The 12324-nt window shown below is 73.8% G+C and carries 12 protein-coding genes and 1 pseudogene; 6 read left to right on the top strand and 7 right to left on the bottom strand.

The window, feature by feature from the left end:
- Window positions 1-23 precede the first annotated feature (23 nt).
- Window positions 24-1412: an NAD(P)/FAD-dependent oxidoreductase gene (locus OO54_RS16015; protein WP_033203704.1), complete on the bottom strand. Its 1389-nt coding sequence runs from the start codon at window positions 1410-1412 to the stop codon at window positions 24-26.
- Window positions 1413-1565: 153 nt separating this feature from the next.
- Between OO54_RS16015 and OO54_RS16010 the strand changes: the two genes are divergently transcribed.
- From OO54_RS16010 to OO54_RS15995, 4 genes are all read left to right on the top strand, one after another.
- A complete protein-coding gene (locus OO54_RS16010; RefSeq protein WP_033203703.1) occupies window positions 1566-2291 on the top strand; it encodes a DsbA family protein in 726 nt (241 codons plus the stop codon).
- Between the two features lie 210 nt (window positions 2292-2501).
- Window positions 2502-3422 carry an aminoglycoside phosphotransferase family protein gene (locus tag OO54_RS16005; RefSeq protein WP_063738291.1) on the top strand — a complete coding sequence of 307 codons (921 nt, stop codon included), beginning with the start codon at window positions 2502-2504 and terminating at the stop codon, window positions 3420-3422.
- Window positions 3423-3441: 19 nt separating this feature from the next.
- Window positions 3442-3921, top strand: coding sequence for a GNAT family N-acetyltransferase (locus OO54_RS16000; protein WP_017242450.1), 480 nt, complete (start codon window positions 3442-3444; stop codon window positions 3919-3921).
- A 9-nt stretch (window positions 3922-3930) separates the two neighbouring features.
- On the top strand, window positions 3931-4266 hold the full coding sequence (locus OO54_RS15995) for a hypothetical protein (protein WP_017242451.1): 336 nt from the start codon (window positions 3931-3933) through the stop codon (window positions 4264-4266).
- A 104-nt stretch (window positions 4267-4370) separates the two neighbouring features.
- On the opposite strand, the gene OO54_RS15990 is transcribed toward OO54_RS15995, so the two are convergent.
- Window positions 4371-5375: a zinc-binding dehydrogenase gene (locus OO54_RS15990; RefSeq protein ID WP_033203702.1), complete on the bottom strand. Its 1005-nt coding sequence runs from the start codon at window positions 5373-5375 to the stop codon at window positions 4371-4373.
- Between the two features lie 61 nt (window positions 5376-5436).
- A complete protein-coding gene (locus OO54_RS15985) occupies window positions 5437-6654 on the bottom strand; it encodes a phytoene desaturase family protein (RefSeq protein ID WP_033203701.1) in 1218 nt (405 codons plus the stop codon).
- Window positions 6655-6752: 98 nt separating this feature from the next.
- Here OO54_RS15985 and OO54_RS15980 point away from each other — a divergent pair, with 98 nt between their 5' ends.
- A complete protein-coding gene (locus tag OO54_RS15980) occupies window positions 6753-7421 on the top strand; it encodes a pentapeptide repeat-containing protein (protein WP_033203699.1) in 669 nt (222 codons plus the stop codon).
- A gap of 454 nt (window positions 7422-7875) precedes the next feature.
- Here OO54_RS15980 and OO54_RS15975 read toward each other — a convergent pair whose 3' ends face one another.
- From OO54_RS15975 to OO54_RS15960, 4 genes and pseudogenes are all read right to left on the bottom strand, one after another.
- Window positions 7876-8376 carry a hypothetical protein gene (locus OO54_RS15975; protein ID WP_033203697.1) on the bottom strand — a complete coding sequence of 167 codons (501 nt, stop codon included), beginning with the start codon at window positions 8374-8376 and terminating at the stop codon, window positions 7876-7878.
- A gap of 476 nt (window positions 8377-8852) precedes the next feature.
- Complete coding sequence (locus OO54_RS15970; RefSeq protein ID WP_033203688.1) at window positions 8853-10085, bottom strand: FAD-dependent monooxygenase; 1233 nt, start codon at window positions 10083-10085, stop codon at window positions 8853-8855.
- Between the two features lie 93 nt (window positions 10086-10178).
- Window positions 10179-10709: pseudogene (locus tag OO54_RS15965) on the bottom strand (LuxR C-terminal-related transcriptional regulator); the annotation flags it as partial.
- Window positions 10658-11752, bottom strand: a complete 1095-nt coding sequence (locus OO54_RS15960; protein ID WP_425348020.1) for a sensor histidine kinase — start codon at window positions 11750-11752, stop codon at window positions 10658-10660. The pseudogene OO54_RS15965 and the gene OO54_RS15960, both read right to left, overlap by 52 nt.
- Before the next feature lie 100 nt (window positions 11753-11852).
- Here OO54_RS15960 and OO54_RS15955 point away from each other — a divergent pair, with 100 nt between their 5' ends.
- Window positions 11853-12086: a heme-binding protein gene (locus OO54_RS15955; protein WP_033203687.1), complete on the top strand. Its 234-nt coding sequence runs from the start codon at window positions 11853-11855 to the stop codon at window positions 12084-12086.
- The last annotated feature ends 238 nt before the right edge of the window (window positions 12087-12324 follow it).

The following is a 12324-nucleotide window of genomic DNA, read 5'->3' as shown; positions in this document are numbered from 1 at the left end:
GCGCGCCCCCACCCGGACGCCGCTCAGCGGCCGCTCAGGCGGTTGGCCAGGGTGGCGATGCGGTCCGTGGTGGCGGTGTGGGTGGTGGACTCGCGGTGGTCGGCGGCGCGGAAGGCGGCGTACATGGTGTGGACGCCGAGCCAGCGGAGGGGTTCGGGTTCCCACTTGCGGACCTTGTGGTCGACCCAGGGGAGGGTGGTGAGGTCGGTGGGGCCGGATTGGCCGGAGTCCTGCTGGACGAGGTCGCGGAGGGTGCGGGCGGCGAGGTTGGCGGTGGCGACGCCGGAGCCGACGTAGCCGCCGGCCCAGCCGAGGCCGGTGGAGCGGTCGAGGGTGACGGTGGCGCACCAGTCGCGGGGGACGCCGAGGACGCCGGACCAGGCGTGGTCGATCCGTAGACCCGCGAGTTGCGGGAAGAAGCGGACGAGGATGTCGCGGAGGGCGTCGATGGTCTGCGGCTGGGTGCGGCCGTCGTTGTCGGTCTTGGAGCCGTAGCGGTACGGGACGCCCCTGCCGCCGAGGGCGATGCGGCCGTCGGCGGTGCGCTGGGCGTACATGTAGGCGTGGGCCATGTCGCCGAGGGCCTCGGCGCCCGCCCAGCCGATGGAGTCCCACTGGGCGTCGGTGAGGGGCTCGGTGGCGATCATCGAGGAGTTCATCGGGAGCCAGGTGCGGCGCTGGCCGGCGAGGGAGGCGGTGAAGCCCTCGGTGCAGCGCAGGACGTAGGGCGCGCGGACGGTGCCGTACGGGGTGACGGCGTGCTTCGGCTTGATCTCGGTGACGGGGGTCGACTCGTGGATCGTGACGCCGAGCGCCTCGACGGCGGCCGCGAGTCCGGTGACCAGCTTCACCGGGTGGAGGCGGGCGCCGTGCGGGGTCCAGGAGGAGCCGACGGCGCCGGTGACGCGGATGCGGTCGGCGGTCTCGCGGGCGCCGTAGAGCTCGCGGTCGGTCTCGCCGAAGGCGGTCTCGGCGGCGTGGAAGGCCTTGAGGCGGCCGAGCTGGGCGGGGGAGAGGGCGACTTCGAGGACGCCGCCGCGGTGCTGGTCGGCGTCGATCTTCTCGGTCTCGCAGACGTCGAGGACCTCGGTGACGGTGGCGTTCATGGCCTGCTGGAGGCGGACGGCCGCCTCGTGTCCGTGCAGCCGGGCGTAGCGGTCGCGGCCGGCGATGCCGTTGTAGAGCCAGCCGCCGTTGCGGCCGGAGGCCCCGTAGCCGCAGAACTTGGCCTCCAGGACGGTGATGTTGAGGAAGGGGATGGCCTTCTTGAGGTAGTAGGCGGTCCACAGGCCCGTGTACCCGCCGCCGACGACGCAGACGTCGGCGGTGGTGTCGCCGGGGAGCGGTTCGCGGGGCGCGGGGGCGCCCTCCTGCGCGTACCAGAACGAAATGCCGCCGTTGGTGGTGCTCATGTCTATCCCTCTTCCGGGTGCGTGGGCGGGACGTTACCCGGGGCCTTGGTCCTCTGGATACGGGTCCTTCGGCGGCGGTTCCGGGGTGGTGCCCGGCCTGGGTTCGAGGGTGCCGACTCGGTGCGGATTTCGTTGTTCCGGAAGGACTCCACCATGCCCGTACGCAGGTCCCGGCGCGCTGTCGCCGCCCTGGTCGTCGCCGGTTCCATCGGCCTTGCCGCGGTGGGGTGTTCGGGCGGCGGCGAGCCGTCCGCGTCCGCCGCGGCGGCGGTGACCGTGGCGCCCGCCGAGCACACGGACGTCCTCTCGGCGCTTCCGGCGACCGTCGAGGGTACGAAGATCGTCGTCGGCGAGCCGAAGGCCCCGCACACCGTCACCGTGTACGTGGACCTCCGGTGTGGTTACTGCGCGAAGTTCGAGGCGAGCGCCGGGACCGTCCTCGCCGACGAGGCCGCGGCGGGCAGGGTGCGCGTCGAGTACGTCGTCGCCTCCTTCCTCGACGCCCGCACCGGCGGCACGGCCTCGGCCCGGGCGGCGAACGCCCTACGGGCCGCGGCCGACGCGGGAACCGGCGGATTCGCCGCGTACCAGGCGGCGCTGTTCGCCTCGCAGCCGGCCGGCGAGACGAACGACGGCTACTCCGTCGACCACCTGCTGCGGATCGCGGACCAGGTGGACGGGCTGCGGGGGACGGCCTTCGACCGGGCCGTTCGGGACGACACCCACCGGGCCTGGGTCGCCGCCTCGGAGAAGGCGTTCGAGGAGTCGGGGGTCGGCGGCACGCCCACCGTCCTCGTGGACGGCGCGCCCCTGCCGGGAGGCGACGCGCTCTACGACGCGGCGGAATTCTCGAGGGCGCTGCGCGACGCCGGTGTCTAGGGTCGGGATGTGACCGATCGCGTGGAGGACATGGCGGACGTGGCGGATGTGGCGGGCATGGCGGACGTGGCGGATGTGGCGGATGTGGCGGACGTGGAGGCCAGGCGGGGGCCCGAGGTCGTGCCGGGGGCCGGGGGTGTTCGTGGACCCGAGGCAGCGCCGGGGTCTGGAGACAGGCCAGGGACCGGGGGTGTTCGTGTACCTGATGCCGTGCCGGGGGCTGATGGTGTTCGCGTACGCCGGGCCATTCGTGTGCCCGATGAGCTCGTGCGGTCGCAGACGAAGTACAACGGTGAGGCGGGGCGGGCGTTCGTCGCCGGGCTGCCGGAGAGGGCCGAGGAGTTCCTGGACCGGTGGGGGCTGCGGGTGACGGGGCCTTCGATGTACGGGATGGCGTCGCTGGTGCTGCCGGTCCTGCGGGACGCGGACGGGGCGCGGGCGGCGCTGAAGATGCAGCTCCTGGACGAGGAGACGGAGGGGGAGCCCGTCGGCCTGAGGGCGTGGGACGGGGCCGGGGCGGTGCGGCTGCTCGACCATGACGGCGCGACCGGGACGATGCTCCTGGAGAGGCTCGACGAGGCGCGGCCGCTGTCCGCGGTCGAGGACGCCGACGAGGCGCTGGGGATCGTCGCGGGCCTGCTGGCCCGGCTGGTTGCCGTGCCCGCCCCTGAGGGGTTGCGGAGGCTCGGGGACATCGCGGCCGGGATGGCGGCCGAGGTGCCGGAGGCCGTGGCGAGGCTCGGCGCCGACGACGCGGCGGTGCTGCGGGACTGCGCGGCGGCCGTACGGGAGGTGGTCGGCGAACCGGGGGACCGGCTGCTCCACTGGGACCTGCACTTCGGGAACGTCCTGGCGGGCGAGCGGGAACCCTGGCTGGCGATCGACCCCAAGCCGCTCGCCGGGGACCCCGGCTTCGAGCTGCTCCCGGCGCTGATGGACCGCTTCGATCCGGAGCGGCTCCTGTGGCGGTTCGACCTGCTCGCGGAGGTCGTCGGCGACCGGCGGCGCGCGGCGGCCTGGACGCTGGGGCGGGTCCTGCAGAACGGGCTGTGGGACGTCGAGGACGGCGAACCGGGGCTCGACGAGGAGCAGGTGGAGCTGGCCCGGATGCTGCTGGCCAGGAGGACGTGATCGGGGGCAGGCTGGCCCCATGATCCGTACAGCCACGCCTGCAGACGTCCCTGTCATCTACGCCATGGTCCGCGACCTCGCGGAGTACGAGAAGGCACTCCACGAGGTCCACGCGACCGTGGACCAGCTTCACGAGGCCCTTTTCGGCGAGCACCCGGCGGCCTTCGCGCACATCGCGGAGACCGACTCGGGCGAGGTCGCCGGCTTCGCGCTCTGGTTCCTCAACTTCTCGACGTGGCGCGGTGTCCACGGCATCTACCTGGAGGACCTGTACGTCCGTCCGGAGGCCCGGGGCGGCGGCCACGGGAAGGCGCTGCTGCGCGAACTGGCCCGCATCTGCGTCGACCGCGGCTACGGACGCCTGGAGTGGTCGGTGCTCGACTGGAACAAGCCGTCGATCGACTTCTACGAGTCCCTCGGCGCCCGCCCGCAGGACGAGTGGACGATCTACCGCCTGACGGACGGGGCGCTGGCGGAGCTCGGTGGGGCGGGGGTGTAGGAAGAGGGCATGGATACGGACATCGAGCAGCGCTTCCAGCGGATCACGGCCTTCATCGAGGCGCGGTTGACTCCGCTCTTCGACCCGGCGAACGGCAGTGACCACGGTTTCGGCATGGACGACACCTCCCGGGCCCTGCGCGCCACCCGCTACACCGTGCAGGCCGCGGCGGCCGTCAACGGCCTCGTGGAGAAGCGGGCGACGGCGCCTGAGCTCCGGCAGGTCGTCGACCAGGCCCTGGAGCAGAACTGGGACGTGCTGCGGTCGGTCGCCCGGATGTGGGAGGACCACCCGGACTTCCTGAAGGAGTTCAAGGCGCACTCCTGGGACGTCGTCGGGGTCTGACCGACCGCTCCCCGGTGGTCCTCGTGTCCTTTAGGGGATCGGGACCTCCCGGTGGTCCTCGTGTCCCTTACGGGATCGGGACCTCCCGGTGGTCCTCGTGTCCCCTACGGGACCAGGACCACCTTGCCCGTCGTGCCCCGGTTCTCCAGGGCGCGGTGGGCGCCCGCCGCGTCCGCGAGGGGGAAGCGGTGGACGGCGGGGCGGAGGGTGCCGGTGGACGCGGCGTCGAGGGCGGCGAGTTCGAGGCCGCGGACGTCGCCGCCGGCCTTCTGGATCATGACGGGGCCGAGGACGGACTCCGAGGTGATGCCCCGGGAGGCGAGCTCCTCGGCGGTGTAGGTGAGCGGTTCGCCGTCGTGGAGGCCGGCGCCGGACCAGCCGAAGACGATGTGCTGCCCGCCCTTGCCGAGCAGGTCGACGGCGGTGCGGCCGGTCTCGCCGCCGACCGAGTCGAAGACGACGGTGGCGGACTTGCCCAGGGGTTCGAGGTACGCCCGGACCTCGTCCGGCCATTCGGGCCGCGTGTAGTCGACGGCCAGGTCGGCGCCGTTCTCCCGGACGAGCGCGACCTTCGCGGGGCCGCCGGCGAGGCCGATGACGGTGGCGCCGGCGTTCTTGGCGTACTGGACGAGCAGGGTGCCGATGCCGCCGGCGGCGGCGGGCACGACCGCGACCGAGTCCGGGCCGAGCTCCGTGAACTGCAGGATGCCGAGCGTCGTGCGGCCGGTGCCGATCATGGCGACGGCCTCCGCCTCGCCGAGGTGGTCGGGCAGGGCGTGGAGGCGGGCGGCGTCGGTGACGGCGAGTTCGGCGTAGCCGCCGGGGTTCATGCCGAGGTGGGCGACGACCCGGTTGCCCAACCAGGACGGGTCGGTGCCCTCGCCGACGGCGTCGACGGTGCCGGCGACCTCGCGGCCGGGGATCGTGGGGAGCGCGGTGGGAGTCGGGAACGGCCCCTGCGCGCCCTCGCGGAGCGCGGTGTCCAGGAGGTGCACACCGGCCGCCGCCACCCGGATGCGGACCTGGCCGGCGCCCGGCACGGGGTCGGGCGTCTGCTCGTAGGTGAGGTTCTCCGCGGGGCCGAAAGCGTGGAGGCGGATGGCGTGCATGGCGAGTCCCCTGTGTCGTCGTACGGGCGCGTGAGCGGCTTGACGGGTACAGCCTCCGACCTCAAGCGTGCTTGAGGTCAAGACGGTCGCGGGAGGTGGGGGAGCCAGGGCGGCCCGAGTGGTCCGAGTGGCCGCGGTGGTCGGCGCGGAGGGCGAGGGACACGGCCTCGACCGCGCTCGTGAACGACACCTCGGAGAGCACGCCGGGCGCGGCCACCTGGTCGCCGACCAGGTACACGCCGTCGCCGCGGTCGACGGCCGGACGGTCGCGCCAGGTGGTGCCGGGGAGGTCGACGGCACCGGTGCGGCCCTGGGATACGGACTCGCGTCGCCACACCGTCCGTTCGCGCCAGCCGGGGAAGCCGAGGTCGAGGAGGCGCTCGGCGTGGGCGACGCCGTCGGCCTTGGAGGAGCCGGGGCCGATGGGCAGTTGGGCCTGGATCAGCTGCTGACCGGCCGGGGCGAGCGAAGGGTCCTGCGCCGTGAACCGTTCGACCCAGCCCGGCGCGTCCAGGTCGGAGACGACGAACGGGTCGCCCTTCCGGGTCCGCAGCGCCAGGTCGAGCAGGACCGTACGGCCGCTCTCCCAAGTCAGGGACGGGTCGCCGAGCAGACGGGCGGCGGCGGGCAGAGCGGTCGCGACGATCACGGGCCCGTCGTCGGCGGGCAGGGCGTCGACCCGGGACGAGGTCTCGATCCGTACGCCCATCTCCCACGCGCGCGCGGCCATCCGGTCGACCAGCTCGCCCCAGCCGCCCCGGACGTAGTGCGCCTCGGGCGGCAGGGACGCGGCGCGGTGCAGGCGTTCCTGCACGAAGCGGGCGGACAACGCGCCCGGGTCGTGGTGGAACAGCGCCACCGCGCTGTACGCGGCGGCGACGCCGGCGGTCCTGGCCCCCGCGAGGCCGGTCACCCAGGTGCGGAAGTCGACGTCGACGGGCGCCTGTTCGGCGGTACGCAGCGCCTGGCGCAGCAGACCCGGCGGGGGTACGCGCCGCAGCACGCCGCCGCGGTGGAAGCGGAACCGGAGGCCCTCGACCGCCGGCAGCTTCGCGAGCGGGCCGAGAAGCCCGCGCTGCTTCAACCAGGTCCAGTGCGGACCGCCGGCGTACAGCGCGTGCGGACCCTCGTTCGTGCGGTACGGGCCCTCGGCGGTACGGGCCCGGCCGCCGAGAGTCCGGTGAGCCTCGTGCACGGTCACCTTCGTGCCCGCCTCGGCGGCGGTGATGGCCGCGGTCAGTCCGGCGAAACCGCCGCCGACGATCGTGAGCTTCCGCATGTCCGTCTCCCTCGTCTGGATCTCGTACGGGGGACGAGCGGCCGGTCCCCGTTCGTGACATCCGGGGCGCTGTCAGTGGCGTACCTCACCATGAGGGCATGGCGACGACACGCAAGAAGCAGGTGGCGGCGGCGCGACGGCCGGAGGTACGCCTCCCCCCGCTCGATGCGTACGCCGGCACCCTCGAGCCCGACGGCGACTACGACGGCCTCGACCTCACCGGGCTCGACCTCACCGGCCAGTCCGGCGAAGGCGCCCGCTTCCTCGACTGCGCGCTCCGCGACTGCCGGCTCGACGAAGCGCGCCTCGCGAACGCGCGGTTCCTCGACTCCCGGCTCACCGGCGTGCGCGGCGTCGGCACCGACCTCTCCCACACACAGTTCCGCGACGTCGAACTCGTGGACGCGCGGCTCGGCGGCGCGCAGCTGCACGGCGCCGTGCTGGAAAGAGTCGTCATCCGGGGCGGCAAGAGCGACTACCTCAACCTCCGGGCCGCCCGACTCAAAGACGTCGTCTTCGAGAGCGTCGTGCTCAGCGAGCCGGACTTCGGCGGGGCGTCACTCGAACGCGTCGAATTCGTCGACTGCGTGCTGACGGGGGTCGACTTCACGTCGGTACGGCTCAAGGACGTCGACCTGCGCGGGGTCTCCCGCCTCGACATCGCGCGGGGCGTGGCCTCGCTGGGCGGGGCGGTCGTCTCCTCGGCGCAGCTCATCGACCTCGCGCCCCTCCTCGCCACCCACCTCGGCCTCCACGTCACCCCCTGACCCTCCCGCCCGGGGCTGCGCCCCGCCCCGTATGGGGCGGAACGGGTGGGCACAACGGACGGCGCCCCTTGCCGGGCCCAGGCTTCCGCGCCTGAACCCGCACGGACAGTGCGGTGCGCAACGGGTGCGGGTCCAGGCACAAGGGGCGGAGGCGCCGCCGAGGGCGCCGTCCCGTGTGCCCACCCGTCCCGCCCCAGCGGGACGATTGCCCACACGGCAGCGGGCGTAGGCCCACACGGGGCGGAGGGCGGAGGCCCGCACAGCAGTGGGCGCGGAGGCCCGCACGGGGGTGCGGTGGGCGCAGGCCACGCAGCGTGGCAGCCCGCGCGGCGGCGGCGCGCAGGCCCACACAGCAGTGGGCGAAGGCCGCACGGGGGTGCGGCGGAGGTCCGCACGGGGGTGGGCGGAGGTCCGGCACGGGGTGGGGCCGGGGCCCACGGGGTGCAGGGGCGGGTCAGGGGAGGCGGGGGAAGCGGGATTGGAGGGACCAGATGGCGGGGTTGTCGCCGAGGCCTTCGTGCATGTCGGTGAGGTCGGCGATCAGGTCGTGCAGGAAGTCGCGCGCCTCGCGCCGCAGCTCCGCGTGGTTGAAGGTGACCGGCGGCTCGTCGCCGGGCATCCAGTCGGCTTCGACGTCCACCCAGCCGAAGCGGCGTTCGAAGAGCATCCGGTCCGAGGATTCGGTGAAGTCGAGCTCGGCGTACTGCGGCTGCGAGGCGCGGCTGCCGCGGGGGTCCTGGTCGAGTTGTTCGACGATGTCGCACAGTGCCCAGGCGAAGTCGAGGACCGGCACCCATCCCCAGGCTGTGGACACCTCGCGGTCCGCCTCGGTGTCGGCGAGGTAGACGTCCCCGCAGAAGAGGTCGTGCCGCAGCGAGTGGACGTCCGCGCGGCGGTAGTCGGTCTGCGGCGGGTCGGGGAAGCGACGCGAGAGGGAGTAGCCGATGTCGAGCACGGACCGATGGTGTCACGGCCCGGCCTGCCTCCCGCACGCGAGGACGCGCAGGGCCCTCTCGGGCCCAGGTCTCACAGCCGGCTACCGGGCCCGCCCCTTGGCGGCACCGGGCAAACGGTTCCCGCCGCCCGACGGGACCGGGCATCGGCACCTGCTCTCGGCGGCATCGGGCACGGACCGCCCGCCCCGGTGGCACCGCCCCCCGGGCAGCACCGCCCCGGGCTGCACCGCGCGACGGCCCGCACCGCCCACGGCCGCACCGTCCCCGGGCTGCACCGCGCGACGGCCGCACCGTCCCCGGGCTGCACCGCGCGACGGCCCGCACCGTCCCCGGGCAACCGCCGCACCGCCCACGGCCGCACCGCCCACGGGCTGCACCGCCCCCGGGCTGCACCGCGCGACGGCCCGCACCGTCCCCGGGTAACCGCCGCACCTCGCGACCGCCGCACCGCAACCGCGCCGCCCCCGTCGTGGCGTCAGTGGCGGGAGTGGGTGGCGCGGGCGAGGTGGGGGCCGAGCCAGCGCTTGAGGCGGCGGAGGGGTTGGAGGTGGTCGGCGGCGCGGTCGAGGCGGTAGTAGAGCTGTGGGGGGATGTGGGGGAGGAGGGGGGAGTGGCGTTGACCGAGGAGGGCGAACATGTGGGCCGGGGGGAGGTTCATGTAGCGGGGGAGGTTCTCGTACCACTGGGCGCTGTAGCGGGCGGCGCTCTGGGCGGAGACGAGTTCGGCGCGGCGGCGCTTGCCGTATGTGGTGAGGGCGGCGTCCAGGTCGGTGTGGTCGCGGAGGGCGTCGGCGAGGGCGAGGGCGTCTTCGAGGGCGAGGGTGGTGCCCGCGCCGATCGAGTAGTGGGTGGTGTGGGCGGCGTCGCCGAGGAGGACGAGGTTGCCGTGGTGCCAGGCGCGGTTGGTGAGGGTGCGGAAGGTGAGCCACTGGGCGGCGGCGTCGGCCCGGTCGCGGCCGATCAGTTCGTGCCCGTCGAGGAGGTCGTGGAAGAGCTTCTCCAGGAGGTTGAGGCTGTCGGCCTCGCCGCGCGTGTCCAGGCCGAGGCCGGTCCAGGTCTCGGGGGAGCACTCGACGACACAGGTGGAGCGTTCGCCGCTGAACCCGTAGGCGTAGCACCAGATCCAGCCGTGCTCGGTCTCCTTGAAGGCAAAGCTGAAGGAGTCGAAGACCTTGGTGGTGCCGAGCCAGATGTAGTGGTTGCGGCCGTGGGCGACCGTGGGCCCGAAGCGGTCGGCGTGTGCTTTGCGGAGGACGCTGTTGACACCGTCGGCGGCCACGACGAGGTCCGCGTCGGCGAGTTCGGGCGCGTCGGGGCCGGTGATGTCGTGCTCGAACTCCACCCGGACGCCGAGCTCCCGCGCACGGTCGGCGAGCAGCCCGAGCATCCGGCGCCGTCCGATGCCGAAGCCGGCGTCGCCGCGGTGGACGGTCCGCTGGTCGCGGACGATCGCTACGCCGTCGGTCCAGGTCACGGACGCCTCGGCGACCGCGTCGGCGGACTCGGGGTCGCCCGCGCGGAGTTTGTCGAGGAGCCCGGCCCAGTAGGTGACGCCCCAGCCGTACGTGGAGCCCTCGGGGTTCCGTTCGTACACGGCGATGTCGTGGGACGGGTCCTGCCGCTTCAGCAGGATCGAGAGGTAGAGGCCGGCGGGGCCACCGCCGACGATCGCGAGCTTCACGTGCGCTCCCACGGAGAACCGATGCATGACACCGTGCGGTCAGGCAGTAGCGCACAGTAGCAGCGGCTGCCTGTCGGGGGACGTCATGCAAGGGGAAGACACTCCCTGGGGGTCTTTCCCCTAGGGCAGCAGGCGGCGTTCCTTCGCGACCGCCACGGCGCCCGCGCGGGTGTCGACGCCGAGCTTGGCGTAGATGCGGCCGAGGTGGGTCTTCACGGTTGCCTCGCTGATGAAGAGGGCGCGGGCGATCTCGCGGTTGCCGAGGCCGCGGCCGAGCTGGCCGAGGATGTCGCGTTCCCGGTCGGTGAGGCTGGGTCCCGCGGCGCCGCGCATCACGTCCATGACGCGGCTGGCGACGGGCGGGGAGAGGGCGGTGCGGCCCTGGGCGGCGGAGTGGATGGCGGCGAAGAGCTCCTCGGGCCGTTCGGCCTTCAGGAGGTAGCCGGTCGCGCCGGCCTCGATGGCGCGGGTGATGTCGGCGTCCGTGTCGTACGTGGTGAGGACGAGGACGTGGACGCCGGTGGGGGCGATCCGGCGGGTCGCCTCGACGCCGTCGATGCCCGCGCCGAGCTGGAGGTCCATGAGGACGACGTCCGGCTTCAGCTTGGCCGCCATGGCGACGGCCTCCTCGCCGCTGCCCGCCTCGCCGACACGCCGCCGGGGGTGTCGGCGGGGTCGAAGCCGTGGCCGTCGTCGGCGATGTCGAGGACGACCTGGTCGTCGAGGTAGGTGAGGGTGAGGGCGGCGGATTCGGCGTCGGCGTGTTCGCGGATGTTGGCGAGGGCGCCCTGCGCGATGCGCAGCAGCGCCGACTGCACCCGTTCGGGCAGCGGCACCGCGGTCCCGTCGATCCGGAAGTCGGCCGACTCGCGGGTGGCGAGGCCGCGCAGCGCCTCTTCGAGGCCGCCGCCTTCGGCGAGGTCGGCGGGGGCCAGGTCGTGGACGAACCGGCGGGCCTCGGCGAGGTTCCGCTCGGCGATGGACTCGGCGGTACGGACGTGGCGGCGGGCGGTCGACGGATCGCTGTCCCAGGTCCGGTCGGCGGCCTGGAGGAGCATCTGCTGGCTGGACAGGCCTTGGGCGAGGGTGTCGTGGATCTCCATCGACAGCCGCTGGCGCTCCGCGAGCGTCCCCTCGCGCCGTTCGATGGCGGCCAGTTCGCGCCGGGTGCGGATGAGGTCGTTGATGAGGGCCCGCTGTCGGGCGGCCTGCCGGTCGGAGTACACGAACACGCCGGTCGCGATGGCGGCGACGGCCGGCGGGGCGACGATCAGGTTGGGGTCCCAGCCGCCGTGCGCGAGCTGCACCTGGGCGAAGACCACGAACGCGGTGAGCAGGGTGACGAGGCCGAGGGCGGCGCGCGCCGGGAGGGTCCGCAGGCCCGTGTAGAAGAGCGGGACGGCGCACCAGGCGAAGCTGGGGGCGAGGACGACGAGGACGATCCAGACGGCGACGACCGTGCCCAGCCAGGCGAGCCTGCGGGGGGCCGCCCGCGTGCCGACGACGGGGCCGAGGAGGTACAGGGAGGCGAGCGCGCCGGAGAGGGCGACGATCCAGGGGCTGCGGTCCTCCCAGGGGTGGCGCAGCAGGAAGCGGGCCAGCGAGGCGCCGAGGAGGAGGAAGAAGGCGATGTGCATGACCCGTGCCAGCCATCGGGTGTCCGGGTCCTGCTCCTGTTCCTTCGGCCGTGTCACCCTCGCACCTCCTTGCGCCCCTGACCTGGGGTTATCTCTCCATCGTGGCCCGCGGGGACCACAGGGGCATCAACCGATCGGCTGACCCGGCCGTCCTCCAGTGTGCGCGAGGAGGGCAGCCGGTACGCGGACCGGCGGGACCGGGTACCGGCCACAGGATGGATTCCAGAGCGAACGAACACCTTCCCCGCAGCGCCTCACCCTCTTCCTCGGCGGCGGCGCCCCCGTCACCGCCAAGGGCGCCCCCATCGCCGGCATCGGCGTCGCCGGCGCCCCCTCCGGCGACCTCGACGAGAAGTTCGCCCAGGCCGGCGTCGCCTCCCTCGCCAAGTAGGCGCCCCGCCGTCAGAGGACACCCCGCACCCGCGGGGTGTCCTCTGACGGCCCCGCTCGGCTCGGCGAGTGCGCAGTGCGCAGTGCGCAGTGCGCAGTGCGCGGTGCGCGGTGCGCGGTGCATCGGCCGAGCCGGGCCGTGACAGCCCCCCGGCGTTCCCGCGTTCCCGCGTTCCCGCGTTCCCGCGTTCCCGCGTTCCCGCGTTCCCGCGTTCCCGCGTTCCCGCGTTCCCGCGTTC

The sequence above is a fragment of the Streptomyces wedmorensis genome, from assembly GCF_000716445.1.
Lineage (GTDB): Bacteria > Actinomycetota > Actinomycetes > Streptomycetales > Streptomycetaceae > Streptomyces > Streptomyces wedmorensis.
Note: the sequence above shows the minus strand (reverse complement) of the source record. Positions and strands in the feature narration are given on the sequence as shown.

Bases quoted from the DNA above. Each gene is read 5' to 3' on its own strand.
- OO54_RS15980 (WP_033203699.1), top strand. From the start codon at position 6,753: ATGGCGACGACACGCAAGAAGCAGGTGGCGGCGGCGCGACGGCCGGAG.
- OO54_RS15985 (WP_033203701.1), bottom strand. From the start codon at position 6,654: ATGCGGAAGCTCACGATCGTCGGCGGCGGTTTCGCCGGACTGACCGCG.
- OO54_RS16000 (WP_017242450.1), top strand. From the start codon at position 3,442: ATGATCCGTACAGCCACGCCTGCAGACGTCCCTGTCATCTACGCCATG.
- OO54_RS15995 (WP_017242451.1), top strand. From the start codon at position 3,931: ATGGATACGGACATCGAGCAGCGCTTCCAGCGGATCACGGCCTTCATC.
- OO54_RS15970 (WP_033203688.1), bottom strand. From the start codon at position 10,085: ATGCATCGGTTCTCCGTGGGAGCGCACGTGAAGCTCGCGATCGTCGGC.
- OO54_RS15990 (WP_033203702.1), bottom strand. From the start codon at position 5,375: ATGCACGCCATCCGCCTCCACGCTTTCGGCCCCGCGGAGAACCTCACC.
- OO54_RS16015 (WP_033203704.1), bottom strand. From the start codon at position 1,412: ATGAGCACCACCAACGGCGGCATTTCGTTCTGGTACGCGCAGGAGGGC.
- OO54_RS16010 (WP_033203703.1), top strand. From the start codon at position 1,566: ATGCCCGTACGCAGGTCCCGGCGCGCTGTCGCCGCCCTGGTCGTCGCC.